Raw genomic sequence first — 25,151 nt, 5'->3', positions numbered from 1 at the left:
AATTGTCGGGTGCCTGTCCAGGACGTGGACAGATGCCCGACTCGACCGGCCGTTACGCGGCCCGCAGCCGCCGGGCGAACTCCGCCGCCGCGGCGCCCGGGTCGTCGGCCTCGGTGATCGCGCGGACCACCACGACCCGGCGGGCGCCCGCCGTGAGCACCTCGTCGAGGTTGCCGAGGTCGATGCCGCCGATGGCGAACCAGGGGCGGTCGGTGCCGAGCGCGGCGGTGTGTCTGACCAGGTCGAGGCCGGGGGCGTGGCGGCCGGGCTTGGTGGGGGTGGGCCAGCAGGGGCCGGTGCAGAAGTAGTCCACGCCGTCCTGGACGGCCGCCGCGGCGGCCTCCGACTCGGCGTGCGTGGAGCGGCCGATCAGCACCTCGTCGCCGAGGATGGCTCGGGCGGCGGGGACCGGCAGGTCGCCCTGGCCGAGGTGGAGCACGTCGGCGCCCGCGGCGTGGGCGACGTCCGCGCGGTCGTTGACCGCGAGGAGGCGGCCGTGCCGGGCGCAGGCCTCGGCGAAGACGGCCAGGTGGTCCAGCTCCTCGGCCGCCTCCATGCCCTTGTCGCGCAGCTGCACGACGTCCACGCCGCCCGTGAGGACCGCGTCCAGGAACTCGGGCAGGTCGCCCTGGCGTCTGCGGGCGTCCGTGCACAGGTAGAGCCGGGCGTCGGCGAGCTGGTCGCGGGCGGTTGCGGACATGCGTCATCCCCCGTTGTCTGTGGTGTACGGGCCGCGCCGGGCACGGCCCGTACACCAGGTGGTTCCTCGGATCAGACGGCGAGCGCCTGGGCGCGGCGCTTCACCTCCGTGCCGCGATTCTCGCTGAGGGCCTGCGCGGGGGTGCCGGGCAGGCTCTCGTCGGGGGTGAAGAGCCACTCCAGCATCTCTTCGTCGGTGAAGCCGTCGTCCCGCAGGAGCGTCAGGGTTCCGGACAGGCCCTTGACGACCTTGTCCCCGTCGATGAAGGCGGCGGGGACGTGCAGCGCGCGGTTCTCCCCGCGGCGGACGGCGATCAGCTGGCCCTCCTTCACCAGCTGTCGCACGCGCGTCACCTCGACGTCGAGCATCTCGGCGATGTCGGGAAGGGTGAGCCAGGCGGGGACGAGAGCATCGGTCTTTGCGTCAATCTCGGTCACGGAAACAAGCCTGCCATCCCCCACTGACAGTCGGAAGCCAGCCCCGCCCACCCGGGCGGACGGCGGGCTGTCCGAGGGGGTGCGGGGCGCTCAGGCCGTCGCGGACTTCAGGGGTCGGGCGGGGTCGGCCAGCAGCCCGGGGTCCATCGGCGTGCCCGCCGCGATCAGGCGCCTGCCCTGGGCCAGGTCGCGGGGCCGGCCGACGGCCAGCAGGGCGACCAGGCGGTTCTCCCGCAGCCAGCAGACCGTCCAGGCCGGTCCCGCGGGGTCACCGCGCCACAGGGTGGTGTCGGCGGCGGGGTGGTGGCCCGCGTACTGCACGAACCGCCCGAACTGCTCGGACCAGAAGTACGGCACCGGGTCGTAGGCGGCGGGCGCGTCTCCGACGATGTCCGCGGCGACCGTGCGGGGGCCCTGGAGGGCGTTGTCCCAGTGGTGGACGAGGAGCCGTTCCCCGTACCGGCCGGACGGGAAGGACGCGCAGTCCCCGACCGCGTACACGTCGGGCACGGAGGCGCGCAGCCGGTCGTCGGCGACCACCTCGCCCCAGGCGCCCAGCTCGATGCCGGACCCGGCGAGCCAGGCGGTGGCGGGGCGGGCGCCGATGCCGACGACCACGGCGTCCGCGGGCAGCCGGGAGCCGTCGGCGAGCACCACGACGCCGGGCTCGACGTGCGCCACGCGCGCGTGCGTGCGCAGTACGGCCCCGCTGTCGGCGTACCAGGACGCCATCGGCACGGCCGCCTCGGCGGGCAGCGAGCCGGCGAGCGGGCGCTCCGCGGCCTCCACGACCGTCACCGCGCACCCCGCCTCGCGGGCGGCGGTGGCGAACTCCGCGCCGATCCAGCCCGCGCCGACGACCACGATGTCGTGCTGCCGGGCCAGCACCGGCCGCAGCCGCTCGGCGTCGTCCAGGGTGCGCAGCAGGTGCACCCCGGGCACGCCCTCCGCGCCCGGCAGCGGCACGGGTCCGGCGCCGGTCGCGAGGACCAGGACGTCGTACGGGACGGGCCCGGCGCCGGTGTCCAGCTCGTGGTCGGCGGGGCGCACGCCGAGGACCTCGCGGCCGAGCCGCAGCTCGATGCCGAGCGCCTCGAAGTCGACGTCGAAGGCGGAGTCCTCGGCCTTGCCGAGCAGCACGGCCTTGGACAGCGGCGGCCGGTCGTAGGGCTGGTGCGGCTCCGCGCCGATCAGCGTGACGGCGCCGGTGAAGCCCCGTTCGCGCAGGGCGACCGCGGTCTGCACCCCGGCCATGCCCGCGCCCACGACGACCACGTGCCCCGGCGTGGACCCTGTCCGTGCCTGCGTCTGCTCACTCACCTGATCACCATAGACACCTGCCGAACGGCCGGTCAGGAGGCGTACTCCGTGACCTCTTCCACAACGCTGGTGCCACTGCCCTCCTGGGACTCCCACTCCCAGGTCTCCGCCAACCGCAGCCGACCGTCGGGCAGTTCCTCGACGGTCGACACGCAGTGCCCGCAGGACGTCGTCCGGTCCTCCTTGAGCTGGACGTAGCGGAAGTCCAGGCGGTCCCCGTCCCGGGTGCCCACCAGATGACCGCGTACGACGTCCCCGCCCGCGTACTCCGCCCAGATCTCACCGTCCTTCTCGTGGTACGTGAACCGGGTGCGGGTGCCGACCTGACCTGGGGCCTGGTCGGCGACCGGGGCGAGGACGAGGCCGTCGAGCGAGCGCGGCATGGGGAGGCTCCCTTACAGAGACGTGAGGACAACGGCTAGGGTGGTCGCCAACGTAAAGCACTCGCGGGAGCCCGGACGCACCGGGCTGAGAGGGAGGCTGGCGGCCTCCGACCGTACGAACCTGATCCGGGTCATGCCGGCGAAGGGAGGGGCTGGACGCCCATGTCGCATACGTCAGACGTCCTCGTCATCGGGGGCGGAGTCATCGGGCTGGTCACCGCGTGGCGGGCCGCGCAGCGCGGGCTCACCACCGCGGTCGTGGATCCCGAACCGGGGGGCGGGGCCGCGCAGGTGGCGGCCGGGATGCTGGCCGCCGTCACCGAACTCCACTACGGCGAGCAGACCCTGCTGGGTCTGAACCTCGCCTCCGCCCGCCGCTACCCCGACTTCGCGGCGGAACTCACCGGCCTCACCGGCCACGACCTCGGCTACCGCCGCAACGGCACCCTCGCCGTCGCGCTGGACGCCGACGACCGCGCCCAGCTGCGCGAACTGCACGCCCTGCAACGGCAGTCGGGCCTGGAGTCGGAGTGGCTGTCCGGCCGGGACTGCCGCCGTCTGGAGCCGATGCTGGCGCCGGGCGTGCGCGGCGGGCTGCGGGTGGACGGCGACCACCAGATCGACCCGCGGCGGCTCTCGGCGGCGCTGGTGGCCGCCTGTGAGCGGGCGGGCGTGGTCTTCCACCGCACCTGGGCCGAGCGGCTCACCGTCGCCCGGGACCGGGCCACCGGCGTGCTCACGCGGGACGGCGACGCGCTGACCGCCGGTCAGGTGGTCCTTGCCGCGGGCAGCCTCAGCGGGCGACTCGCGGGCGTCCCGGACGCCGTACTGCCTCCCGTACGGCCGGTGAAGGGGCAGGTGCTGCGGCTGACGGTGCCGCGGCGGTACGCGCCGTTCCTCAGCCGCACCGTCCGCGCGGTGGTCCGCGGCAGCCACGTCTACCTGGTGCCGCGCGAGAACGGCGAACTCGTCATCGGCGCCACCAGCGAGGAACTCGGCTGGGACACCATGGTGACCGCGGGCGGGGTGTACGAGCTGCTGCGCGACGCGCACGAGCTGGTGCCGGGCCTCACCGAACTGCCGCTGACGGAGACCCGCGCGGGACTGCGCCCCGCCTCCCCCGACAACGCGCCGCTGCTCGGCCCGACCGCGCTGGACGGGCTGCTGCTGGCCACCGGGCACTACCGCAACGGCGTTCTGCTCACGCCCGTCACCGGGGACGCCATGGCGCACGTGCTGACCACCGGGGAGCTGCCCGAGGTGGCCCGGCCCTTCACCCCGCGGCGCTTCACGGAAGAGGCCGCGGTCCCCACCGCACTCACGGAGCAGCCGGTATGACCACCTCCGTCCACATCTCCGTCAACGGGGAGCCCCGGAGCGTCGCGCCCGGCACGGCTCTCGACGTCCTCGTCAGGACGCTCACCGCGGCGCCGTCCGGAGTGGCCGCCGCCCTCAACGAGACCGTCGTCCCGCGCGCGCAGTGGCCCACGACGCCGCTGGCCGACGGCGACCGGGTCGAAGTCCTCACCGCCGTCCAAGGAGGCTGACCATGGCCGACGATCCCTTCGTCCTCGGCGGTACGGCCTTCACGTCCCGGCTGATCATGGGCACCGGCGGGGCGCCCAGCCTGGAGGTGCTGGAGCGCGCGCTGGTCGCCTCCGGGACCGAGCTGACGACGGTCGCGATGCGCCGCGTGGACCCGTCCGTACGGGGTTCCGTGCTGTCCGTCCTGGACCGGCTGGGCATCCGGGTGCTGCCCAACACCGCGGGGTGCTTCACCGCCGGTGAGGCCGTGCTGACGGCGCGGCTCGCGCGGGAGGCGCTCGGCACGGACCTGGTGAAGCTGGAGGTCATCGCCGACGAGCGGACGCTGCTGCCGGACCCGGTCGCGCTGCTGGACGCCGCGGAGACGCTGGTCGACGACGGGTTCACGGTGCTGCCGTACACCAACGACGACCCGGTGCTGGCGCGGAGGCTGGAGGAGGTGGGGTGTGCCGCGGTCATGCCGCTGGGGTCGCCGATCGGGTCGGGGCTCGGCATCCGCAACCCGCACAACTTCGAGCTGATCGTGGAGCGGGCCGGGGTGCCGGTGATCCTCGACGCGGGGGCCGGTACGGCGTCGGACGTGGCGCTCGCGATGGAGCTGGGGTGCGCGGGGGTGATGCTGGCGTCGGCGGTGACGCGGGCGCAGGAGCCGGTGCTGATGGCCGACGCGATGCGGCACGGGGTGGAGGCGGGGCGGCTGGCGTGGCGGGCGGGACGGATTCCGCGGCGGCGGTTCGCCGAGGCGTCCTCTCCCGCGGAGGGCGTGGCGGTTCTTGATCCCGAACGGCCCGCGTTCTGAACCCGCGCCGTCGGCGGCTGGCCGCCCTCGTACGCCGTCCCTGCCGTACATGCGTGCGTTGCGTCACAGGTGTGCCTCAGGTCTGGTGCGATCTTGACGCAGGCGGGCGGGGCTGTCGGTGGGTCCTCGTACACTCACCTGCGTGGACACGACCCTTCAGGACCCTCTCGTCGGGCAGGTGCTCGACGGCCGCTACCGCATCGAGGCGCGCATCGCCGTCGGTGGGATGGCGACCGTCTACCGGGCCGTGGACACCCGGCTCGACCGTGTCCTCGCGGTCAAGGTGATGCACACGTCGCTCGCGGCGGACGGCACCTTCGTCGAGCGCTTCATCCGGGAGGCCAAGTCGGTCGCCCGGCTCGCCCACCCCAACGTCGTCCAGGTGTTCGACCAGGGGACCGACGGGCCGTACGTCTACCTGGCCATGGAGTACGTCGCGGGCTGCACCCTGCGTGACGTCCTGCGCGAGCGCGGGGCGCTCCAGCCGCGGGCCGCGCTCGACATCCTGGAGCCGGTGCTCGCCGCGCTCGGCGCCGCCCACCGCGCCGGGTTCGTGCACCGGGACATGAAGCCGGAGAACGTGCTCATCGGGGACGACGGCCGGGTCAAGGTCGCCGACTTCGGCCTCGTACGGTCCGTGGACACCGTCACCAGCACCACCGGCGCGGTCCTCGGCACCGTCTCCTACCTGGCGCCCGAGCAGATCGAGCAGGGCGGTCGCGCGGACGCCCGGGTCGACGTGTACGCGTGCGGGGTCGTCCTCTACGAGATGCTCACCGGCGGCAGGCCGCACGAGGGGGACTCCCCCGCCGCGGTCCTCTACAAGCACCTCCACGACGACGTGCCGCCGCCCTCGGCGTCCGTGCCGGGCCTGGCCTACGCGCTGGACGAGCTGGTCGCCTCCGCGACCGCCCGCAACCCCGGGATCCGGCCGTACGACGCCGTGGCGCTGCTCGCCGAGGCCCGTACGGCGCGCGGCGGGCTCAGCGACGAGGAGCTGGACCTGGTACCGCCGCGGGCGCTCAGCGTGGACCACGCCCACGACAACGCCGAGGACCGCACGAGCGTGCTCCCCCGCTCGCTCACCGTGCCGCGGACGCTGCCCGCCAACCCCGTCAACGCAGACGAGCCGGAGCCGTACGGCCCGCACCTCACCAGCCGCCTGGACGCCCCGCCGCTGCCGCCGCCGTCCCGGGCCCGGCTGCCCCGGCGCGGCGTCATCACGATCGTCGCGGCCGTGCTGCTGGCCCTCGGCCTCGGCGCGGGCGTCTGGTACATCAACTCCGGCCAGTTCACCAAGGTCCCGCCGCTGCTGGCCAAGTCCGAGCAGGAGGCCCGCGACCGGCTGTCCGACGCGGGTCTGGACGTCGGTAAGGTCGAACGCGCGTACAGCGACACCGTCCGCCGCGGCACGGTCATCAGCACCGACCCGGCCCCGGGCAGCAAGATCCGCGGCAACGGCTCGGTCTCCCTCACCATCTCGCGCGGCCCGGAGACGGCGAAGGTGCCCGACCTGGCGGGGTACCGGCTGGACAAGGCGAAGTCCGTGCTGAAGCAGGAGGGCCTGGAGCCCGGCATGGTCACCCGCGCCTTCAGCGACGAGGTGCCGAGGGGCTTCGTGATCGGCACCGACCCGGCGGACGGCACCGAGCTGCGCTCGGGCTCCGCGATCGCGCTCACCGTGAGCAAGGGCAGCCGCGTCGACGTGCCGGACGTCGTCGGCACCGACCTGGACGACGCCCGGGCGGAGCTCCAGGAGGCCGGTCTGGAGGTGCGGATCGCCGACGAGCAGGTCAACTCCGAGCACGACGCCGGTCAGGTGGCCCGGCAGTCGCCCGGCTCCGGCAGCGAGGCCGCCGAGGGGGACACGGTGACGCTGACGGTCTCCAAGGGCCCCGAGCTGGTCGAGGTCCCGGACGTGGTCGGGGACAGCGTCGGGGAGGCCAAGGACAAGCTCCAGGCCGCCGGTTTCGAGGTCGACGAGGACCGCGGGCTGCTCGGGCTGTTCAGCGACACCGTCAAGGGCCAGTCCGTCGCGGGCGGCGAGACCGCGCCCAGGGGTTCCACGATCACCATCAAGATCGGCTGAGTCATGCACACCAGGCGGGGCAAGGGTCGTACGTGAGCACGTCGCGCAATCCCGTCGGCGGGCACGTCCCCGTCGCCGGCGGGCTGAACACCGTGGGCCTCGCCTACGCCCGGGAGCTGGCGGCCGAGGCCGTGCAGGTCTTCGTCGCCAACCCGCGCGGGTGGGCCACGCCGACCGGTGACCCCCGGCAGGACGAGGCGTTCCGCGCGGCCTGCGCACAGGCGTCAGTACCGGCGTACGTGCACGCCCCGTACCTGATCAACTTCGGCTCGCACACCGAGGCGACCGTGGAGAAGTCGGTGGAGTCGCTGCGGCACTCGCTGCGCCGCGGGCGGGCGATCGGCGCGCTCGGCGTGGTGGTCCACACCGGCAGCGCGACCGGCGGCCGGGACCGGTCCGTCGCCCTGCGGCAGGTACGGGAGCGGCTGCTGCCGCTGCTGGACGAGCTGACCCACGACGACGACCCGTACCTGCTGCTGGAGTCCACCGCGGGGCAGGGTTCCTCGCTGTGCTCGCGGACCTGGGACTTCGGACCGTACTTCGAGGCGCTGGACGCCCACCCGAAGCTGGGGGTCTGCCTCGACACCTGCCACGTCTTCGCCGCCGGGCACGACCTGACCGGCCCGAGCGGGATGCACCAGACCCTGGACCTGCTGGTCGACACGGTCGGCGAGGGCCGGCTGAAGCTGGTCCACGCCAACGACTCCAAGGACGTGGTGGGCGCCCACAAGGACCGGCACGAGAACATCGGCGCCGGTCACATCGGCGAGGACCCGTTCCGCGCGCTGATGACCCACCCCGCCACCGAGGGCGTACCGCTGGTCATCGAGACACCCGGCGGCAGGGACGGCCACGCGGCGGACGTGGCGCGCCTGAAGAAGCTCCGGGACGGCTAGGCGTGTGGCGAAAGTCCCGCCTGCCGCCCGACGCCCTCCGGGCGGACGACGGGACTTTCGCCACACGCCCTGGGACCTCACACCCCTACAGCTCCGGGCCCTCCCCGGGCTCCTCCTGGTACGAGTACCGCTGCTCCCGCCACGGGTCGCCGATGTTGTGGTAGCCGCGCTCCTCCCAGAAGCCGCGGCGGTCGGCCGTCATGTACTCCACGCCGCGGACCCACTTCGGGCCCTTCCAGGCGTACAGGTGGGGCACGATCAGGCGCAGCGGGAAGCCGTGCTCGGCGGTGAGCAGCTCGCCGTCCCGGTGGGTGGCGAAGATCGTGCCGTCGGCGGTGAAGTCCGCGAGGCGCAGGTTGGAGCTGAAGCCGTACTCCGCCCACACCATCACATGGGTGACGTCGGGGGCGGGCGGCGCGATGTCGAGGATGGCGCGGGCCGGGATCCCGCCCCACTCCGCGCCCAACATGCTGTACTTCGTCACGCAGTGCAGGTCGGCCACCACGGTGGTGTACGGCAGGGCCGTGACCTCCTCGTGGTTCCAGCAGTGCTTGTCGCCGTCGGCGGTGGCGCCGAACACCCGGAACTCCCAGCGCTCGGGCCGGAACTTGGGTACCGGGCCGTAGTGGGTGACCGGCCAGCCACGCTGCACTCGCTGCCCCGGCGGGAGCTCGGACCGTGCTGCTTCCCCTGTCGCGCGCTCCACCGGATGACCCATGTCCCCATCCTGACAGAACCCGGGCGGTGCACAGGACCAGGGTCGCCCCAAAACGGTCAACTAAGACTAAGTATGCACTTACTTACTAAGCGCACACTTACTGGACGATCTTCGACACCGGTGCAATCATGCGGCGGCAACCTCCCCATTCCGACGCCTTCACGTGGAAGGAGCCCCGTATGCAGGGCGATCCCGAGGTCCTCGAACTGCTCAACGAACAGCTGACCGCCGAGCTGACGGCGATCAACCAGTACTTCCTGCACTCGAAGCTGCAGGACCACAAGGGGTGGACGAAGCTCGCGAAGTACACCCGCGACGAGTCGTTCGACGAGATGCGGCACGCGGAGGTGCTCACCGACCGCATCCTGCTCCTGGACGGCCTGCCCAACTACCAGCGGCTGTTCCACGTCCGCGTCGGGCAGACGGTGCGGGAGATGTTCGAGGCGGACCGGCAGATCGAGGTCGAGGCCATCGACCGGCTGCGGCGCGGGGTGGAGGTCATGCGCGCCAAGGGCGACGTGACCTCGGCCAACATCTTCGAGGCGATCCTCGCCGACGAGGAGCACCACATCGACTACCTGGAGACCCAGCTCGACCTGATCGAGAAGCTGGGCGAGTCGCTGTACCTGTCGACGCTGATCGAGCAGTCCCAGCCGGACCCGTCAGGGCCGGGCACGGGCGGCTTCTCCACCCACTGAGACAGGCCGGTTCAGGCGGCCTCGGCGGCCACGCGCACGGGCGCGGGCTGGTTCGCCACGCCGGTCAGCGGCGACCTGCCCTGGTCGGCCAGTTCCCGGCGCGGGCAGCTGCCGCGGCCGAGAAGTGCCTGGATACGGCGCACACAGCCGCCGCAGTCGGTGCCCGCCTTGCAGGCGGAGGCGATCTGGCGGGGCGTGCAGGCGCCGTCCTCCGCATGTTGCTTGACCTGCTGCTCGGTGACGCCGAAGCAACTGCACACGTACACGCGGGTTCACCTCCCGACGGGGATCAGGGTCGTGCCGTACCGACCCTTGATCGGTGAGGCAAACCTAACCTTACCCGTCGCCGAGGTGGCGCAAAAGGTGAACGGGGCGCGGATCGTCTGTGATCCGCGCCCCACTCAACGCCCTGGTAACAGGCGCAGCGGCGCTGCTCCTGTTACTGGTCCCGGTACATCTCGGCGACGAGGAACGCCAGGTCCAGCGACTGGCTGCGGTTCAGCCGCGGGTCGCAGGCCGTCTCGTACCGCTGGTGGAGGTCGTCGACGAAGATCTCGTCGCCGCCGCCCACGCACTCGGTGACGTCGTCACCGGTCAGCTCCACGTGGATGCCGCCGGGGTGGGTGCCGAGCCCCTTGTGGACCTCGAAGAAGCCCTTGACCTCGTCGAGCACGTCGTCGAAGCGGCGGGTCTTGTGCCCGGAGGCCGCCTCGAAGGTGTTGCCGTGCATCGGGTCGGTCACCCAGGCCACGGTGGCGCCGGACGCGGTGACCTTCTCCACCAGCTCCGGCAGCCGGTCCCGGATCTTGTCGGCGCCCATCCGCACGATGAACGTCAGACGGCCGGGCTCCCGCTCGGGGTCGAGCCGCTCGATGTACTGGAGCGCCTCCTCGGCCGTCGTGTTCGGGCCGAGCTTGATGCCGATCGGGTTGCGGATCCGCGCCGCGAACTCGATGTGCGCGTGGTCCGGCTGCCGGGTGCGCTCACCGATCCACACCATGTGCGCGGAGACGTCGTAGAGCTGGCCGGTGCGGGAGTCGACGCGGGTCAGCGCGGACTCGTAGTCGAGCAGCAGCGCCTCGTGGGAGCTGAAGAACTCGACGGTCTTGAACTCCTCCGGGTCGGCCCCGCAGGCGTGCATGAAGTTCAGCGCGTTGTCGATCTCGCGCGCGAGCTGCTCGTAGCGCTGCCCGGAAGGGGACGACTTCACGAAGTCCTGGTTCCAGGCGTGCACCTGGCGCAGGTCGGCGTAGCCGCCGGTGGTGAAGGCGCGTACCAGGTTCAGCGTGGACGCCGACGCGTGGTACATCCGCTTCAGCCGCTCGGGGTCCGGGATCCGGGCCGCCTCGGTGAAGTCGAAGCCGTTGACCGAGTCGCCGCGGTACGACGGCAGGGTCACGCCGTCGCGGGTCTCGGTGGACTTGGAGCGCGGCTTGGAGTACTGGCCCGCGATCCGGCCGACCTTCACGACGGGCACGGAGGCGGCGTACGTCAGCACGGCGCCCATCTGGAGCAGGGTCTTGAGCTTGGCCCGGATCTGCTCGGCGCCCACGGCGTCGAACGACTCGGCGCAGTCGCCGCCCTGGAGGAGGAACGCCTCTCCCTTGGCGACGGCCGCCATCCGGGCGCGCAGCTGGTCGCACTCGCCCGCGAAGACCAGCGGGGGATACGACTCGAGGTCCGCGATCACTGCGCGCAGAGCCTCGGTGTCGGGGTACTCGGGCTGCTGCGCCGCGGGCAGGTCTCGCCAGGTGTTGCCAGCGGTGACGCTGGTCTTAGCGTTCACGGTCACGTCCCCCACATTACGTGGTCGGGTCGGGCGCCCCTCCCCGTGCTCAGCAAATGAGACGCGGGGTGACGACCCGAGGACATGGGGTAGGGTCCGTGCCATGTTCGCGCACTCGACCCAGAACTGGTGGTGGACCGCTCCTCCGGCGGCCCACTGACTCGCGCGCACACAGACTTCGCGAAGGCCGCCGAGAGGCGGCCTTCGGTGTTTTCCGGGGCCGTCCTCTCCTCGCCGACCTTCGCCGAACCTCGCCGAACCGAGAAGGAGCCCGGACCCATGAATCTGCTCGGCCTGCTGCACGACCCCCACCCGTTCGCCCTGCTGCGCCGCCGCACCCCGGGCCGCGACCACGACACCGTCGAGGTCCTCGTCGGCCCGGCCGTCACCCGCGAGCGGCTCTCCGACCTGCCCGACGAAGGGTTGGCGCTCATCCCGTTCCGGCAGATCCGCGAGCGCGGCTTCGACGTCCGCGACGACGGCACCCCCCTGACGGTCCTGGTCCCGGAGGAGACGTACGAACTCCCGCTCACCGAGGCGCTTGAGCAGCTCCCGGCACATGCCGTGCGCGTCGAGGGCGGCGGCTTCGACGTGTCCGACGCGGCGTACGAGGAGATCGTCGGGCGGGTGCTGCGGGACGAGATCGGCCGGGGTGAGGGCGCGAACTTCGTCATCCGGCGGACGTACGAGGGGGAGGTCCCCGGCTTCGGCAGAGAAGACGCCCTCGCGCTGTTCCGGCGGCTGCTCGAAGGCGAGCGGGGCGCGTACTGGACGTTCGTGGTGCACACCGGGGAGCGCACGCTGGTGGGCGCGAGCCCCGAGGTGCATGTGCGGATGGCGGGCGGCACGGTCGTGATGAACCCGATCAGCGGGACGTACCGGTACCCCGCCGGGGGGCCCACCCCGGAGCACCTGCTCTCCTTCCTCGCCGACGGCAAGGAGATCGAGGAGCTGTCGATGGTGGTGGACGAGGAGCTGAAGATGATGTGCACCGTCGGCGACAGGGGCGGTGTCGTCGTCGGGCCCCGGCTGAAGGAGATGGCGCACCTCGCGCACACCGAGTACGAGCTGCGCGGCAGGTCCACGCTGGACGTGCGGGAGGTGCTCAGGGAGACGATGTTCGCGGCGACGGTCACCGGGTCGCCGGTGCAGAACGCCTGCCGGGTCATCGAGCGGTACGAGCCCCTCGGGCGGGATGGCGTGGGGCGGGGCTATTACGCGGGGGCGCTGGCCCTGATCGGACGGGACTCCGGCGGGGCCCAGACCCTGGACTCCCCCATCCTGATCCGCACCGCCGACATCTCCGGCGACGGACGGCTGCGGGTCCCCGTAGGCGCCACGCTGGTGCGCGGCTCGGACCCGGCGGGCGAGGTGGCCGAGACGCACGCCAAGGCGGCCGGGGTGCTGGCGGCCCTGGGGGTACGGCCGTCGGGGCCGCGTGCGGAGGCGGTGCGGCCCCGGCTGGCCGAGGACCCCCGGGTGCGGGCCGCGCTGGACGGGCGCCGGGCCGCGCTGGCGCCGTTCTGGCTGCGGATGCAGGACCCCGCCGACGTGCTGGAGGGGCACGCCCTGGTCGTCGACGCGGAGGACACCTTCACGGCGATGCTCGCGCACGTCCTGCGCTCCGGCGGCCTTCAGGTGACCGTGCGCCGGTACGACGAGCCGGGGCTGCGGGAGGCGGTGCTCGGGCACGCGGGGCCGGTGGTGCTGGGCCCCGGGCCCGGTGACCCCTCCGACCTCGGCGACCCGAAGATGCGGTTCCTGCGGGAGCTGACCGCGGAGGTGGTCCGGGTCCACCGGCACGGCGTGCTCGGGGTGTGCCTCGGGCACGAGCTGATCGCGGCGGAGCTGGGCCTGGAGATCGTCCGCAAGCGGGTGCCGTACCAGGGAGCGCAGACGACGGTGGACCTGTTCGGACGGGAGGAGACCGTCGGCTTCTACAACAGCTTCGTCGCGGGCTGCGACGACGAGGCCGCCGCCGAGCTGGCCGCGCACGGCGTCGAGGTCAGCCGGAGCGCGGCCGGCGAGGTGCACGCGCTGCGCGGGCCCGGCTTCGCGAGCGTCCAGTTCCACCCCGAGTCGGTGCTGACGCTGAACGGCGCCGGGGTGGTGCGGGAGCTGGTCGGTCAGCTGCGCGGTACGAGCACGTTGCCCGAGCGGCGGCCCGCGCGGTAGTCGAGGACGTTCCCCACGGTGGCCTCGACGATCTGGCCGACGGCTTCCCGGGTGTAGTACGCCTGGTGGGACGTGACCAGCACGTTGGGGAAGGTGACGAGGCGGGCCAGGGTGTCGTCCTCGATGGCCTGGAGGGACTTGTCGAGGAAGAACAGGCCCGCCTCCGCCTCGTACACGTCGAGGCCGACGCCGGTGAAGCGGCCCGCGCGCAGCTCGGTGACGAGGGCGGCGGTGTCGATCAGGCCGCCGCGGCTGGAGTTGACCAGGATGGCGTCGTCCTTCATCGACTTCAGCGCGGCGGCGTCGATGAGGTGCTGGGTCTGCGGCATCAGCGGGACGTGCAGGGAGACGACGTCGGACTCGGCGAGGAGCCGCTCCTTGGGGACGTACTCCATGCCGAGGCCGACGCAGGCGGGGTTCCGCGCGACGTCCCAGCCGAGCAGCCTCATGCCGAAGCCGTGGGCGATCCGGGCGAACGCCTCGCCGATCTTGCCGGTGCCGAGGATCCCCGCGGTGCGGCCGTGCATGTCGCGGCCCATCAGACCGTCGAGGCGGAAGTCGAAGTCGCGGGTGCGGATGGAGGCGCGCACGACCCGGCGGTTGACGGCCATGGCGAGGGTCCAGGCGAACTCGGCGACGGAGTACGGCGAGTAGGACGACACCCGCGCGACCGTCATGGCGAGCCGCTCGGCCACGTCCAGGTTGATGTTGTTGAAGCCGGTGGAGCGCTGGGCGACCATCTGCGTGCCGCCCGCGGCGAGGGTCTGCAGGACCTGGTGGCCGAGGTCGCAGTTGACGCTGGTGCAGATGATCTCGTGCCCGGCGGCGATGGGCGCGGTGTCGGCGTTGAGGAAGACGTCCAGGCAGCGGACCTCGTGGTGTCCCTGGAAGGCCCGCTCGATCAGTGGCCTCTCGTCGGCCTGTACACCGAAAGCCAGGATCTCCACGAAAAACCCTCCCAGGGTCGGGGGTAACAAGCCGTACGGGGTAACGACCGTACCGTTGGTGCCGAATATACGATCTTCAGCCGAAGAACACGCTCACTTCCTCGTACAGTGCCGCGTCCACCGTCTTCAGCGGCGCCTTCGCCTCCGCCAGTGGCACCCGGACGACGTCCGTGCCGCGCAGGACGACCATCTGGCCGAAGGCGCCGTCCCGGACGCAGTCGATGGCGTGCAGTCCGAAGCGGGTGGCGAGCCAGCGGTCGAAGGCGCTGGGCGTGCCGCCGCGCTGGACGTGGCCGAGGACGGTGGTGCGGGCCTCCTTGCCGGTGCGCCGCTCGATCTCCCGGGCCAGCCACTCCCCGATCCCGGACAGCGGCACCGGCCCGGACGGGTCGGACTCGTCGTCGCCGCCGGGCATCGGGTCCCCGCCCACCGGGGCGGCGCCCTCCGCGACGACCACGATGGGGGCGTACGACGCCTTGAAGCGCGAGGTCACCCACGCGCACACCTGGTCCAGGTCGAAGGGGCGCTCGGGGGTGAGGATGACGTTGGCGCCGCCCGCGAGCCCCGAGCGGACCGCGACCCAGCCGGTGTGACGGCCCATCACCTCCACCACCAGCACCCGCATGTGGGACTCGGCGGTGGTGTGCAGCCGGTCGATGGCCTCGGTGGCGATGTTGACCGCCGTGTCGAAGCCGAAGGTCTGGTCGGTGGCGGGCAGGTCGTTCTCGACGGTCTTCGGCACGCCGACGCAGGGCACCCCGTACTCCTCGAAGAGCCGGGCGGCGGCCCCGAGGGTGTTGCGGCCGCCGATGGTGACCAGCGCGTCGATCTCGTGCTTGGCGAGGTTCTCCCGGATCCGGCGCACCCCCGTCCCGCCTCGCTGGAAGGGGTCGGCGCGCGAGGAGCCCAGGATGGTGCCGCCGCGGGGCAGGGTGCCGCGCACGGCGGGGATGTCGAGGCGGACCACGTCGCCCTCCAGGGGGCCGCGCCAGCCGTCCCGGAAGCCGACCAGTTCGTAGCCGTACTCCTGCACTCCCTTGCGGACGATGCCGCGGATGACGGCGTTGATGCCGGGGCAGTCGCCGCCTCCGGTCAGTACTCCGACGCGCATGGGGTGTCCCTTCGCCGCGTTCGCGTACGCCCCACGCTACCCGCGCTACTCCTCGTCGAGGCCGCGCTCTATGGCGTACCTGACCAGTTCGACGCGGTTGTGCAGCTGGAGCTTGCCGAGGGTGTTCTGGACGTGGTTCTGGACGGTGCGGTGGGAGATGACCAGCCGCTCGGCGATCTGCTTGTAGCTCAGGCCCTTGGCGACCAGCCGCAGCACCTCGGTCTCGCGTTCGGTGAGGCGGGGCGCGTCGGGCTCGCCGGTGTCCGGGGCGGGCGCGGGCTCGGCGGCGAGGCGGCGGTACTCTCCGAGGACCAGGCCCGCGAGACCGGGCGTGAACACCGGGTCGCCGACGGCGGTACGGCGCACCGCGTCCAGGAGTTCCGCGGTGGACGCCGACTTCACCAGGTAGCCGGTCGCGCCGGACTTCACCGCCTCCAGGACGTCGGCGTGCTCCCCGCTCGCGGACAGCACCAGCACCCGCAGCGCGGGGTCGGCGGCGACCAGCTCCTTGCAGACCTGGACGCCCGGCTTGGCGGGCAGGTTCAGGTCGAGCACCAGCACGTCCGGCGCGGCGGCCTTGGCGCGGCGCACCGCCTGCTCGCCGTCGCCCGCGGTGGCCACCACGTCGAGACCGGCCTCGGCCAGGTCCCGGGCGACGGCGTCGCGCCACATCGGGTGGTCGTCGACCACCATGACCCGGATCGGGCCCCCCTGCTCACTCATCGTGTCCCCGCCTTCCCCGTACGGTCTGGTCGTCCTTCGGCACCTTCAGCTCCACCTCGGTGCCCTGTCCCGGCACCGACACCAGCTCGGCGGTGCCGCCGATGTCCCGCAGCCGCCCCCGGATCGACAGGGCCACCCCGAGCCGCCCCTCGCCCTCCGCCTGCGCGAGCCGTCCCTCGGGGATGCCGGGGCCGTCGTCGCGTACGGTCACGATCACCTCGTCGGGTTCGTCCTCGACGAGGATCCACGCGCGGGCGTCCTCCCCGGCGTGCCTGCGGACGTTGTCCAGCGCCGCCCCGACGGCCGCGGCCAGCTCGGTCGCGGCGGCCGACGGCAGCGGCACCGGCGAGCCGGGCTGGGCGAGGCTGACCCGGGCCCCGGCGAACGGCGTGAGCAGGGTGCGCAGGTCGACGGGGCCGCCGTCCGCCCGGGGGTCCCCGGCGCGGGGTGGCGGGAGGACCGCGTCCGCCGGGCGCAGGCCGCCGGAGACCAGGGTGCGCAGCGCCACCTCCTGCTCGCCGGCCAGCCGGCCCAGCTCGGCCGCCTCGCCGCCGATGACCGCGCCGCGGCGCTGCACCATCGCCAGGACCTGGAGGACGCTGTCGTGGATGTCCCGGGCGAGCCGCTCGCGCTCCCGGGTCGCGGCCTCGATCTCCAGGGCGCGGGCGAGGGTGCGCTCGGAGGCGCGGGCGACCTCGACGACGTACCCGATGGCGATGGAGGCGACCCAGACCAGGATCACGGCGTGCACGGTGTCCCGGGTCGGGGAGCCGCGGTGCAGCAGGTTGGCGGCGGCCACCAGCGTGGAGGCGAAGGCCGCCCACCGCCAGCCGCCCTTGAGGGCGAACGCCAGCACGCTGCCCGCCGTCCATATCGACGGCAGCGTCGCGTTGCCCGCGTCGATGCGCTCGACGGAGTCGGCGACCCGGGTCAGCAGGATGCCGGCCAGGGCGATGGCCAGGTCCACGGTGAGGAACCGCTTGGTGCAGCTGGCCGCGTTCGCCACCCGGGGCAGGGTGGCCAGCGTCCACACGCCGAGGACGGCGAAGTAGGCGACGGCGACCCAGGGGCGCGCGAAGTCCTCGTAGGCGCTGAGGAAGAGACCGAGCGCGTACAGCATGGTCAGCACCCGGTATCCCGCCAGCGCGCGCCACAGCGGCTGCTCCACCGACATCTTCATGACCCGCTCACGCCCGGCCACGTCCCCCACTCCCTGTGTCCCCACCCGAAGCCCCGGCTCGACGCTACCCGGCCCGGTCGGTCCCGTCGGCCTGCTTCTCCTTCTCCGCCTGTTCCCTCTCGGCCTGCGCCCCCGCGGCCTTCGCCGCCTTCGCGGCCTCCTTCTCGGCCTTCGCCTCCTCGGCGAGCTGCCGTTTGGCGGCGGTGGCGTACATGTCGACGTACTCCTGGCCGGAGAGCTTCATGATCTCGTACATGACCTCGTCGGTCACCGCGCGCAGCACGAAGCGGTCGTGTTCCATGCCCTGGTAGCGGCGGAAGTCCAGTGGCTCGCCGATGCGGATGCCGGGCCGCATCAGCTTGGGCACCACCTGGCCGGGCGGCTGGATCTTCTCGGTGTCGATCATGGCCACCGGCAGCACCGGGGCGCCGGTGGCGAGCGCCACGCGCGCGAGGCCGCCGGGCTTGCCGCGGTAGAGGCGGCCGTCGGGCGAGCGGGTGCCCTCGGGGTAGATCCCGAACAGCTCGCCGCGCTCCAGCACCCCGATGCCGCTCTTCACGGCGGCCTCGCCCGCGCCGCGCGCCCCGGAGCGGTCGACGGGGAGCTGGCCGACGCCCTTGAAGAACGCGGCGGTCATCCGGCCCTTCACCCCGGGCGTGGTGAAGTACTCGGCCTTGGCGATGAAGGTGACCTTCCGGTCGAGCACCGCGGGCAGGAAGAACGAGTCCGAGAAGGACAGGTGGTTGGAGGCGAGGATCGCGGGGCCCTCGGCGGGAACGTTCTCCAGGCCCTCCACCCAGGGTCTGAAGACGAGCTTCAGCGGACCCCCGATGGACACCTTCATCGCGCCGTACAACAACCGAGTGCCTCCTGTGTCTGTCGGACAGACCTTAACCCGGAGTGCGCCCCACGGGGCCTGCGGCCCTGGTCGGTGTCAGTGCGGTCGCGTACGGTGAAGCACACCACCCGGAATCGTTCACGCCCCTCTCATGAACAGGAGACCGAAGGTGCCGGTCCTTCCTGGAGCCGAGCCGTACCGCCGTGAAGGCGGGGAGGTCGGCGTCCTGCTCTGCCACGGCTTCACCGGTTCCCCGCAGTCACTGCGCCCGTGGGCGGAGTTCCTCGCCGGGCACGGGCTGACCGTGTCCCTGCCCCTGCTGCCCGGCCACGGCACCCGCTGGGAGGACATGCAGCTCACCGGCTGGCAGGACTGGTACGCGGAGGTGGACCGCGAGCTGCGCGCCCTCAGCGCCCGCTGCGCCCAGGTGTTCGTGTGCGGTCTGTCCATGGGCGGCGCCCTCGCGCTGCGGCTGGCGGCCAGGCACGGCGACGCGGTCAGCGGCGTGGTGGTCGTCAACCCGGCGAACAAGGTGCACGGCCTGTCCGCGTACGCCCTGCCCGTGGCCCGGCACCTGGTCCGCAGCACCCGGGGCATCGCCAGCGACATCGCCAAGCCGGGCAGCGTGGAGATCGGCTACGACCGGGTGCCGCTGCACGCCGCGCACTCCCTGCGGAACTTCTTCCGGCGGGTGGACGGCGAGCTGCCGCAGGTCACCCAGCCGTTGCTGCTGCTGCACAGCCCGCAGGACCACGTGGTGCCGCCCGCCGACTCCGCGCGCATCCTCAGCCGGGTGTCGTCCACGGACGTCAGGGAGATCCTGCTGGAACAGAGCTACCACGTCGCGACGTTGGACCACGACGCGGACCGGATCCAGGAGGAGAGCCTCGCGTTCATCGGCCGGCTCGCACCCGGTGTCGGCAAGGAAGGGACGGCCGCAGGTGGCTGAGCACGACTCCGACCGCGAGGACCTTGAGGGTCCCGAGCCGGACGAGCGTGGGGTCCCGTTCGACGAGCAGGCCGCGTGGGCCGCGATCGTCGCCGCGTACGGCGACGAGCCGCCGGACCCGCCGGGCGCGAAGCCGTTCAAGTCCGTGGAGGACCTGGCGCTCCTGGAGGCCGAGCCGAACGGCGCGGACGCGGAGGACCCGGAGCCCGGCGACACCAAGACGCAGGACCGCCCGGCGCCGCCGCTGGGCGGTTCGGTGACCTTCGCGCCGGGGGTGGGCACCGGTTCCGGACCGCGGGACTACTCGGTGGCCGAGCCGTCCGACGACGACCTCGACCAGGACGACGAGGGCCACTTCGTACCGCCCGAGCCGCCGCCGCTGCCCGCCGCCGACGTGACCGCCAAGTTCGCCTGGCTCGCGGTGCTCGGCGGTCCGCTGCTGCTGTTGCTGGCGGTGCTGCTGGGCTGGGAGATGACCTGGTGGCTGACGACGGTCTGCATCGGCGGGTTCCTGGGCGGTTTCGCCACGCTGGTGATGCGGATGCGGACGGATGACGACGGCGACGACCCCGGCCGGGGAGCGGTGGTCTAACCCACCGGATGGGCGGCGGGCACTCTGAGGGCGGCCAGGACCGGCAGGTGGTCGGTGGCCGCCCTCAGGTCCGCTGCGGAGACGCCCGGGTGGCCGAGGGGCACCCCGCAGCCGAGGACCTCGACGCCCTTGCTGGCGAAGACCGCGTCGACGCGCCGGTGGGCGCCGGTGGCGGGGAAGGTGTGCTCGGCGCCCCAGGGAGCGGCGGTCCGGCAGTCCTGGAGGCTGTCCGCCAGCCGCCGGAAGGTGGGGCCGCCGGGGCGTTCGTTGAGGTCGCCGCCCACGACGACGTGTTCGGTGCCCAGCGCGGCGACCCGGTCGAGCAGCATCCCGCCCTGCTCGTAGCGCTCGTCGCGCTGGAGCGAGAGGTGGCAGCTGACGACGCCGAGCCGGGCGCCGCCGAAGCGGACGACGGCGGTGGCGAGGCCACGGCGGTGCTCACCGGGGGTGAGCGGCAGCAGGACGTCCTCGGTGCGCTCGACGGTGGCACGCAGCCCGCACAGCAGCGCGGGTCCGGCCGCCGTGCCGCCGCCGGAGAGGATCACCAGCCCGGAGGCGGAGGCCAGCCGGGCGAGCTTCTTGCGCCAGCGGAAGAACCGGGGGGCCTCCTGGACGAGGACCAGGTCGGGGGCGCAGGCGGTGATCACCCGGGCGAGGGCGGCGGGGTCGTCGCGCAGCGAGCGGATGTTGTAGCTCAGGACGCGGAGGACGGCGGAGCCGTCGGGCTCGGTGGTGGAGGTGGGGAGCGGCGCCATGGTGATCGAGAGTACGCCTCAGGGGGTGGGGCGCGGGGTGCGTTGGCGAGCGACGGTGCGTCGTGGCTCTTCGCGCAGTTCCCCGCGCCCCTTGCAGGTGGGGCAGCGCCCCCCTGCTTCACATGATCGGGTCAGGCTCCCTCGCCAGGTCGGCGGCGCCTACCAGGCCCGCCTTGTTGCCGAGTTGGGCGGCGATCACGTCGGCCACGGGGCGCCAGTTGCCGCCGACGAGCCAGCGCTTGTACGACTTGCGGATGGGGTCGAGGACCAGGTCACCCTCGTCGGAGAGGCCGCCGCCGACGATGAACGCCGAGGGGTCGAAGAGGGAGGCGAGGTCGGCCAGGCCCGCACCGGCCCAGCGGGCCAGCTCGCGGTAGGAGTCGACGGCGACCGGGTCGCCCTGGCGGGCGGCCATGGAGATGTGCTTGCCCTCGATGCCGTCGGGGGTGCCGTCGCCGAGGGCGAGCAGCGCCCCGGCGCGCTCCGGGGTGGCGTTGGCGCGCTGCTTGGCGTACCGCACCAGGGCGCGCCCGGAGGCGTACTGCTCCCAGCAGCCCTGGGAGCCGCAGCCGCACAGCAGGCCGTCCGGGACCATGCGGATGTGGCCGAACTCGGCGGCCACGCCGAAGTGTCCGCGGCGCAGCTTGTTGCCGATGATGATGCCGCCGCCGAGGCCGGTGCCGAGTGTGATGCAGATGACGTTGCGGTGACCCTTGCCGCCGCCGAACTTGTACTCGCCCCAGGCCGCGGCGTTGGCGTCGTTCTCGACGACGACGGGGAGACCGACGCGGGCCTCGACCTTCTCCTTGAGCGGCTCGTTGCGCCAGTGGATGTTGGGCGCGAAGTAGACCGTCGAACGCTGCCGGTTGACGTATCCGGCGGCGCCGATGCCCACGCCGACGATCTCGTGCCCGGCACGCGCGCCTTCCACCGCCGAGGCGATGGCGTCCACGATGGCCTCGGCTGTGGTGGGGGTCGGCACCTTGAAGGTCGAGAGGATGTTGCCTTCCTCGTCGACCACGCCGGCCGCGATCTTCGTGCCGCCGATGTCGACGCCGATGGTGAGTCCCATGAATCCCTCAGTTCCGGTCGAGCCCCGCTACGGCCAACCGTACCCGAGCTGAGGGTCAGTCCAAGTCGATGCGGTGCCCCGGACCGCTGCCCTCGTCGGGGTCGCGGGGGTCGCCGGGGTCCTGGTCGAGGTCGCCGCCGAGGTCCTCGCGGAAGTCCTTGGCGCCGGTGGTCCAGCGGCTCTCCTGGGCCTGTACCGCGGAGCGGTAGGCGGCGAGCAGTTCCTGACCGGCGGTGGCGAGGTGGTCGAAGACGTCCGGGTTGCGCTCGATGACGGGCTCGACGGCGGCCTTGGCCTGCTCGACGACCTGCCGCACCACCTGCTGGGCGGCGGATCCGGCGACCGCGCCGAGCAGCGGGGACTGGAGGCCGGACAGCTTGTCCGCGACGGTGTCGACGAGCTTGCGCAGCTCCTCGGCGGCGGATCCGGGGGGCTGGCCGTACGCGGTCCGGCGGCGGGCCTTCTCCGCCTCCAGGTCCTCGGCGCAGGCGGTCGCCCAGGCGTCGGCGTCGGTCGGGCGACGGACCTCGTCGGCCGCCTCCTCGCCCGCGGCGTCGGAGGTGGGGCGCTCTTCGCTCATGGCGGGCTCCTGACTACGGTTCGTCCCTACGACGTTACCCGACCGGGTACGGCGGATTCACCGTCCCGTGGGCCAGAGTCCGGGGTCGGGGGTGAACCGGATGCGCAACTCGCCGTCGCGCAACCCGGCGCCCGAGACGGTGCACCGGCGCAGCGCGGAGGGCAGCGGCACGATCCGCCGGAACGGACCGGCGGTGACGACGAGTTCATCCCCGCGCCGGACCAGGTCGAGGTCCTCGCGGACGGCGCCGGGCAGCGGGATGTGCCAGACGAGCACCCCGTCGTCGGCGAGCCGGTCGGCGACGTGCCACTCGGCCGGGGGGCCGCTGTGGGCCGTGGGGGCGGTGGGCACGGCGAGGTCGGCGAGGTCGTCGGCACCACGGGGGTCACGGCCGAGATGGTGCACGCTCCGGACGTCGTACGACTCCCGCCACTCGTCCACCGCCTTGCGCTGCTGCGCGACGACCCCGGCGAGCCGGGTGTCCGCGGTGGGCTCCGGGAAGACCCGGTTGGCGACCAGCACGTCCGTGCGCAGCCCGCGCAGGGCGAGGCCGAGGGTGGTGACGCGTACGGCGTCCAGTCCGGCCGGCGAGGGTTCGGCGACCAGGCGTACGACGGTGTCGCGGTCGGCGAGGACGGCCTCGGTGGCGGCCAGCTCCACGTCCCAGCGGGCCGCCTTCTCGTACAGCCACTCCGCGGGCATGGGCACGCCCGCGAGACGGCCGAGGAGGGGGCGCAGGGCGCGGGCGGCCCGCCGCTCGGGCGGGAGCAGGCGGCGCAGGTAGCGGCGGAGTTCCTCGGGGAGGCCGAGCAGGGCGACGGCGTGCGGGGCGGGGGGCAGGTCGACGACGAGGAGGTCGTGCGCGTCGGCGGCGAGCGCGGCGTCGCGCAGGGCGCGCAGCAGGGCGAGTTCGGCGGCGCCGGGGAGCGGGGTCAGCTCCTCGGGGTCGAGGCGGGCGGCGCCGAGGAGGTCGAGGGCGGTGGTGGCGCGGTCCTGGAGCGCGGTGAGGTCGGCGCGGAAGGCGGTGGCGGGGTCGGGTCGCCAGGCGGTGAGGCCGGGGGCCGCCGCGGTGGGCCTGGGGCCCGTGGGGGTGCCGAGCGCGGCGCCGAGGGTGTCGGCGGGGTCGGCGCTGAGGACGAGGGTGCGGGTGCCCTGCCTGGCGGCGGCCAGGGCGGTGGCGGCGGCGACGGTGGTACGGCCGGCTCCGCCGGGGCCGGTGATCAGGAGGGTGCGCATGGGGTGACCGTAGCCCCTTGTCGACCGAGGTGGGTCAGACCGCTCGGCGCTGTGAGGTGCCGCTTCTCCAGGTCGGGAGCCGCCCCACGGTCCGACCGCCCGCGGCGGTGCCGGAGCCGGAGGGCGGACCCCTACTGGGCCGACTCCACGCGCTTCTTCAGGCCCGCCAGGGCCCGGTCGATGATGACCTTCTCCGCCTTGCGCTTGATCATGCCGAGCATGGGGATCTTGACGTCGACGGTGAGGCGGTAGGTGACCTCCGTCGAGGACGGGCCCTGCGGCTTCAGCAGGTACGTGCCGTCCAGGGAGCGCAGCATCTGGGACCTGACCAGCGTCCAGGAGACCTCGTTCGCGCCGCTCCAGGTGTACGCCAGCGTCTGGTCGTCCTTGATCGCCCCCGCGTCCATGACGAGCCGCACCTGCTCCGCCCGCCCCTGCGCGTCCGTGGCGAGGACCTCCGCCTCCTTCACCTCTCCCGTCCAGTCCGGGTACCGGGCGAAGTCGGCGATCACGCCCATGACCTCGGCCGCGGGGGCCTCGATCGTGATGCTAGAGCTGGTGTGTTCCGCCATCGCCGTGGCTCCTCCAGTTACGGTCCGGTGCGGGAGGGTGCCAGGCTACCGCGCGGCGCGGGGCCCGACCGCACCCCGCTCACCACCGGGCCCTCACCACCGCAGCGCGAACGGCCGCCCCGTCCCCGCGAAGTGCCCCACGTTCACGCACTCCGTCGAGCCGATCCGCATCCGCCGCACCAGCGGCTGGTGGACGTGCCCGAAGAGCGCGTACCGCGGCCGGGTCCGGCGGATGGCGTCCAGCAGCGCCCGGCTCCCCCGCTCGAAACGCCGCGCCACGGTGTCGTAGACCAACTCCGGGACCTCCGGCGGTATGTGGGTGCACAGCACGTCCACCTCCCCGACCGCGGCCACCTTCGCCGCGTACTCCTCGTCGCTGATCTCGTACGGCGTGCGCATCGGCGTCCGCAGCCCGCCGCCGACGAAGCCGAAGACCCGCCCGCCGATCTCCACCCGCTCCCCGTCGAGCACGGTCACGCCGGGCCCGGCGTACTCCCGGAACAGGGGCGGCATGTCGACGTTGCCGTAGGTGGCGTACGTGGGAGTGGGGAACGCCGAGAACAGCTCCGCGTACTGTTTGCGCACCGCCCGTTCGATCACCGCCGCCCGGTCCTCGCCGACGCCCGCCCACAGCCGGGCGCCGAACTCGCGGGCCTCCTCGAAGCGGCGCTCGGTGCGCAGCGCGACGATCCGGTGGGCGTTCTCGGCGCCGAACAGGTCGGGGAAGATGCCCCGGGAGTGGTCGGCGTAGTCGAGGAACAGGATCAGGTCGCCCAGGCAGACCAGGGCGTCGGCGCCCTCCCCGGCACGGGCCAGGTCGCGCGCGTTGCCGTGCACGTCGCTGACCACGTGGATGCGCGTACCACCGTCACCGGCTGGTGTGAGTGCCATGGCGATCAAGCGTAAGCGTTGCGCGGCGGAGGTGAACAGGGGCGGCCGGACCTGCGCAGACTCGCCAGTGCGGAAATCCGTGGACTACTGTGCGCGCAGGAACACCAACGGGAACACCCACGCGTGTGACGCAGCGAACATCTCGCCGGGACCCCCTGT

28 protein-coding genes and 1 riboswitch are annotated in these 25,151 nt (G+C 73.1%); of the genes, 10 read left to right on the top strand and 18 right to left on the bottom strand.

Going from position 1 to position 25,151, the window contains the following annotated elements:
• Nucleotides 1-52 precede the first annotated feature (52 nt).
• From thiE to ABZ659_RS24445, 4 genes are all read right to left on the bottom strand, one after another.
• On the bottom strand, nt 53-700 hold the full coding sequence (gene thiE, locus ABZ659_RS24460; protein ID WP_360223826.1) for a thiamine phosphate synthase: 648 nt from the start codon (nt 698-700) through the stop codon (nt 53-55).
• Nucleotides 701-771: 71 nt separating this feature from the next.
• The gene (locus tag ABZ659_RS24455) at nt 772-1,137 is read right to left on the bottom strand and encodes an Rv2175c family DNA-binding protein (RefSeq protein ID WP_150949914.1); all 366 of its coding nucleotides are present in this window, start codon (nt 1,135-1,137) and stop codon (nt 772-774) included.
• Between the two features lie 90 nt (nt 1,138-1,227).
• The gene (locus ABZ659_RS24450; RefSeq protein ID WP_360223824.1) at nt 1,228-2,457 is read right to left on the bottom strand and encodes an FAD-dependent oxidoreductase; all 1,230 of its coding nucleotides are present in this window, start codon (nt 2,455-2,457) and stop codon (nt 1,228-1,230) included.
• Between the two features lie 32 nt (nt 2,458-2,489).
• Nucleotides 2,490-2,840 carry a hypothetical protein gene (locus ABZ659_RS24445; protein ID WP_360223822.1) on the bottom strand — a complete coding sequence of 117 codons (351 nt, stop codon included), beginning with the start codon at nt 2,838-2,840 and terminating at the stop codon, nt 2,490-2,492.
• A 53-nt stretch (nt 2,841-2,893) separates the two neighbouring features.
• A riboswitch (TPP riboswitch) is annotated at nt 2,894-3,005 on the top strand.
• On the opposite strand from ABZ659_RS24445, the gene thiO reads away from it, so the two are divergent.
• The 5 genes from thiO (at nt 3,003) to ABZ659_RS24420 (ending at nt 8,169) form a co-directional block, all read left to right on the top strand.
• Nucleotides 3,003-4,178, top strand: coding sequence for a glycine oxidase ThiO (thiO, locus tag ABZ659_RS24440; protein WP_360223820.1), 1,176 nt, complete (start codon nt 3,003-3,005; stop codon nt 4,176-4,178). It overlaps the preceding riboswitch by 3 nt.
• Nucleotides 4,175-4,387: a sulfur carrier protein ThiS gene (gene thiS / locus ABZ659_RS24435; protein WP_360223819.1), complete on the top strand. Its 213-nt coding sequence runs from the start codon at nt 4,175-4,177 to the stop codon at nt 4,385-4,387. The genes thiO and thiS overlap by 4 nt, the downstream gene beginning before the upstream one ends.
• A gap of 2 nt (nt 4,388-4,389) precedes the next feature.
• Nucleotides 4,390-5,184: a thiazole synthase gene (locus tag ABZ659_RS24430; RefSeq protein ID WP_360223817.1), complete on the top strand. Its 795-nt coding sequence runs from the start codon at nt 4,390-4,392 to the stop codon at nt 5,182-5,184.
• Between the two features lie 142 nt (nt 5,185-5,326).
• Nucleotides 5,327-7,273, top strand: coding sequence for a Stk1 family PASTA domain-containing Ser/Thr kinase (pknB, locus tag ABZ659_RS24425; protein WP_360223815.1), 1,947 nt, complete (start codon nt 5,327-5,329; stop codon nt 7,271-7,273).
• Between the two features lie 32 nt (nt 7,274-7,305).
• The gene (locus ABZ659_RS24420; protein WP_360223813.1) at nt 7,306-8,169 is read left to right on the top strand and encodes a deoxyribonuclease IV; all 864 of its coding nucleotides are present in this window, start codon (nt 7,306-7,308) and stop codon (nt 8,167-8,169) included.
• 85 nt (nt 8,170-8,254) lie between these two features.
• Here the strand turns inward: ABZ659_RS24420 and ABZ659_RS24415 are convergent, their stop codons facing one another.
• Nucleotides 8,255-8,887 (bottom strand): sulfite oxidase-like oxidoreductase, encoded by a 633-nt coding sequence (locus tag ABZ659_RS24415; RefSeq protein WP_360223811.1) that lies wholly within the window; start codon nt 8,885-8,887, stop codon nt 8,255-8,257.
• 179 nt (nt 8,888-9,066) lie between these two features.
• On the opposite strand from ABZ659_RS24415, the gene bfr reads away from it, so the two are divergent.
• Nucleotides 9,067-9,585, top strand: a complete 519-nt coding sequence (gene bfr, locus ABZ659_RS24410; protein ID WP_360223809.1) for a bacterioferritin — start codon at nt 9,067-9,069, stop codon at nt 9,583-9,585.
• Between the two features lie 11 nt (nt 9,586-9,596).
• Here the strand turns inward: bfr and ABZ659_RS24405 are convergent, their stop codons facing one another.
• Both ABZ659_RS24405 and ABZ659_RS24400 read right to left on the bottom strand, forming a co-directional pair.
• Nucleotides 9,597-9,851, bottom strand: a complete 255-nt coding sequence (locus ABZ659_RS24405) for a (2Fe-2S)-binding protein (RefSeq protein WP_360223807.1) — start codon at nt 9,849-9,851, stop codon at nt 9,597-9,599.
• Nucleotides 9,852-10,024: 173 nt separating this feature from the next.
• Nucleotides 10,025-11,377 (bottom strand): class II 3-deoxy-7-phosphoheptulonate synthase, encoded by a 1,353-nt coding sequence (locus ABZ659_RS24400; RefSeq protein ID WP_360223805.1) that lies wholly within the window; start codon nt 11,375-11,377, stop codon nt 10,025-10,027.
• A 97-nt stretch (nt 11,378-11,474) separates the two neighbouring features.
• On the opposite strand from ABZ659_RS24400, the gene ABZ659_RS24395 reads away from it, so the two are divergent.
• Nucleotides 11,475-11,531: a trp operon leader peptide gene (locus ABZ659_RS24395; RefSeq protein WP_225634270.1), complete on the top strand. Its 57-nt coding sequence runs from the start codon at nt 11,475-11,477 to the stop codon at nt 11,529-11,531.
• A gap of 119 nt (nt 11,532-11,650) precedes the next feature.
• On the top strand, nt 11,651-13,546 hold the full coding sequence (locus ABZ659_RS24390) for an anthranilate synthase family protein (RefSeq protein ID WP_360223803.1): 1,896 nt from the start codon (nt 11,651-11,653) through the stop codon (nt 13,544-13,546).
• Here the strand turns inward: ABZ659_RS24390 and ABZ659_RS24385 are convergent.
• From ABZ659_RS24385 to ABZ659_RS24365, 5 genes are all read right to left on the bottom strand, one after another.
• Nucleotides 13,498-14,493, bottom strand: coding sequence for a 2-hydroxyacid dehydrogenase (locus ABZ659_RS24385; protein WP_360223801.1), 996 nt, complete (start codon nt 14,491-14,493; stop codon nt 13,498-13,500). The genes ABZ659_RS24390 and ABZ659_RS24385 overlap by 49 nt on opposite strands.
• A 76-nt stretch (nt 14,494-14,569) precedes the next feature.
• A complete protein-coding gene (locus ABZ659_RS24380; protein WP_360223799.1) occupies nt 14,570-15,604 on the bottom strand; it encodes a 6-phosphofructokinase in 1,035 nt (344 codons plus the stop codon).
• A 45-nt stretch (nt 15,605-15,649) separates the two neighbouring features.
• Entirely contained in the window at nt 15,650-16,327 is a 678-nt protein-coding gene (locus tag ABZ659_RS24375; protein ID WP_360223797.1) for a response regulator transcription factor, read from the bottom strand.
• Nucleotides 16,320-17,528, bottom strand: a complete 1,209-nt coding sequence (locus ABZ659_RS24370) for a DUF5931 domain-containing protein (RefSeq protein ID WP_360223795.1) — start codon at nt 17,526-17,528, stop codon at nt 16,320-16,322. The genes ABZ659_RS24375 and ABZ659_RS24370 overlap by 8 nt, the downstream gene beginning before the upstream one ends.
• A gap of 43 nt (nt 17,529-17,571) precedes the next feature.
• On the bottom strand, nt 17,572-18,351 hold the full coding sequence (locus ABZ659_RS24365; protein ID WP_360223860.1) for a lysophospholipid acyltransferase family protein: 780 nt from the start codon (nt 18,349-18,351) through the stop codon (nt 17,572-17,574).
• 163 nt (nt 18,352-18,514) lie between these two features.
• Here ABZ659_RS24365 and ABZ659_RS24360 point away from each other — a divergent pair, with 163 nt between their 5' ends.
• Nucleotides 18,515-19,294, top strand: a complete 780-nt coding sequence (locus tag ABZ659_RS24360) for an alpha/beta fold hydrolase (RefSeq protein WP_360223858.1) — start codon at nt 18,515-18,517, stop codon at nt 19,292-19,294.
• Nucleotides 19,287-19,886 (top strand): hypothetical protein, encoded by a 600-nt coding sequence (locus ABZ659_RS24355; protein ID WP_360223793.1) that lies wholly within the window; start codon nt 19,287-19,289, stop codon nt 19,884-19,886. Before ABZ659_RS24360 ends, ABZ659_RS24355 begins: the two co-directional genes overlap by 8 nt.
• Here the strand turns inward: ABZ659_RS24355 and ABZ659_RS24350 are convergent.
• The 6 genes from ABZ659_RS24350 to ABZ659_RS24325 form a co-directional block, all read right to left on the bottom strand.
• Nucleotides 19,883-20,641: an endonuclease/exonuclease/phosphatase family protein gene (locus tag ABZ659_RS24350; RefSeq protein ID WP_360223791.1), complete on the bottom strand. Its 759-nt coding sequence runs from the start codon at nt 20,639-20,641 to the stop codon at nt 19,883-19,885. The genes ABZ659_RS24355 and ABZ659_RS24350 overlap by 4 nt on opposite strands.
• A 118-nt stretch (nt 20,642-20,759) precedes the next feature.
• Nucleotides 20,760-21,713, bottom strand: a complete 954-nt coding sequence (locus ABZ659_RS24345) for an ROK family glucokinase (protein WP_360223789.1) — start codon at nt 21,711-21,713, stop codon at nt 20,760-20,762.
• A 55-nt stretch (nt 21,714-21,768) separates the two neighbouring features.
• On the bottom strand, nt 21,769-22,293 hold the full coding sequence (locus tag ABZ659_RS24340; RefSeq protein WP_360223787.1) for a DUF5304 domain-containing protein: 525 nt from the start codon (nt 22,291-22,293) through the stop codon (nt 21,769-21,771).
• A 57-nt stretch (nt 22,294-22,350) separates the two neighbouring features.
• A complete protein-coding gene (locus tag ABZ659_RS24335; RefSeq protein WP_360223785.1) occupies nt 22,351-23,529 on the bottom strand; it encodes an ArsA-related P-loop ATPase in 1,179 nt (392 codons plus the stop codon).
• Nucleotides 23,530-23,660: 131 nt separating this feature from the next.
• Nucleotides 23,661-24,101, bottom strand: coding sequence for an SRPBCC family protein (locus ABZ659_RS24330; protein ID WP_360223783.1), 441 nt, complete (start codon nt 24,099-24,101; stop codon nt 23,661-23,663).
• 93 nt (nt 24,102-24,194) lie between these two features.
• On the bottom strand, nt 24,195-24,992 hold the full coding sequence (locus ABZ659_RS24325; RefSeq protein WP_360223781.1) for a metallophosphoesterase: 798 nt from the start codon (nt 24,990-24,992) through the stop codon (nt 24,195-24,197).
• Nucleotides 24,993-25,151 lie beyond the last annotated feature (159 nt).

Source organism: Streptomyces sp. NPDC006997, from assembly GCF_040635175.1.
Classification (GTDB): Bacteria; Actinomycetota; Actinomycetes; order Streptomycetales; family Streptomycetaceae; genus Streptomyces.
Note: the sequence above shows the minus strand (reverse complement) of the source record. Positions and strands in the feature narration are given on the sequence as shown.

What these genes read in the sequence shown, in the direction of transcription:
- thiE (WP_360223826.1), bottom strand. Translation starts at nt 700, where the DNA reads ATGTCCGCAACCGCCCGCGACCAGCTCGCCGACGCCCGGCTCTACCTG.
- ABZ659_RS24445 (WP_360223822.1), bottom strand. Translation starts at nt 2,840, where the DNA reads ATGCCGCGCTCGCTCGACGGCCTCGTCCTCGCCCCGGTCGCCGACCAG.
- thiO (WP_360223820.1), top strand. Translation starts at nt 3,003, where the DNA reads ATGTCGCATACGTCAGACGTCCTCGTCATCGGGGGCGGAGTCATCGGG.
- thiS (WP_360223819.1), top strand. Translation starts at nt 4,175, where the DNA reads ATGACCACCTCCGTCCACATCTCCGTCAACGGGGAGCCCCGGAGCGTC.
- ABZ659_RS24430 (WP_360223817.1), top strand. Translation starts at nt 4,390, where the DNA reads ATGGCCGACGATCCCTTCGTCCTCGGCGGTACGGCCTTCACGTCCCGG.
- ABZ659_RS24415 (WP_360223811.1), bottom strand. Translation starts at nt 8,887, where the DNA reads ATGGGTCATCCGGTGGAGCGCGCGACAGGGGAAGCAGCACGGTCCGAG.
- bfr (WP_360223809.1), top strand. Translation starts at nt 9,067, where the DNA reads ATGCAGGGCGATCCCGAGGTCCTCGAACTGCTCAACGAACAGCTGACC.
- ABZ659_RS24390 (WP_360223803.1), top strand. Translation starts at nt 11,651, where the DNA reads ATGAATCTGCTCGGCCTGCTGCACGACCCCCACCCGTTCGCCCTGCTG.
- ABZ659_RS24380 (WP_360223799.1), bottom strand. Translation starts at nt 15,604, where the DNA reads ATGCGCGTCGGAGTACTGACCGGAGGCGGCGACTGCCCCGGCATCAAC.
- ABZ659_RS24375 (WP_360223797.1), bottom strand. Translation starts at nt 16,327, where the DNA reads ATGAGTGAGCAGGGGGGCCCGATCCGGGTCATGGTGGTCGACGACCAC.
- ABZ659_RS24365 (WP_360223860.1), bottom strand. Translation starts at nt 18,351, where the DNA reads ATGAAGGTGTCCATCGGGGGTCCGCTGAAGCTCGTCTTCAGACCCTGG.
- ABZ659_RS24350 (WP_360223791.1), bottom strand. Translation starts at nt 20,641, where the DNA reads ATGGCGCCGCTCCCCACCTCCACCACCGAGCCCGACGGCTCCGCCGTC.
- ABZ659_RS24345 (WP_360223789.1), bottom strand. Translation starts at nt 21,713, where the DNA reads ATGGGACTCACCATCGGCGTCGACATCGGCGGCACGAAGATCGCGGCC.
- ABZ659_RS24340 (WP_360223787.1), bottom strand. Translation starts at nt 22,293, where the DNA reads ATGAGCGAAGAGCGCCCCACCTCCGACGCCGCGGGCGAGGAGGCGGCC.
- ABZ659_RS24335 (WP_360223785.1), bottom strand. Translation starts at nt 23,529, where the DNA reads ATGCGCACCCTCCTGATCACCGGCCCCGGCGGAGCCGGCCGTACCACC.
- ABZ659_RS24330 (WP_360223783.1), bottom strand. Translation starts at nt 24,101, where the DNA reads ATGGCGGAACACACCAGCTCTAGCATCACGATCGAGGCCCCCGCGGCC.
- ABZ659_RS24325 (WP_360223781.1), bottom strand. Translation starts at nt 24,992, where the DNA reads ATGGCACTCACACCAGCCGGTGACGGTGGTACGCGCATCCACGTGGTC.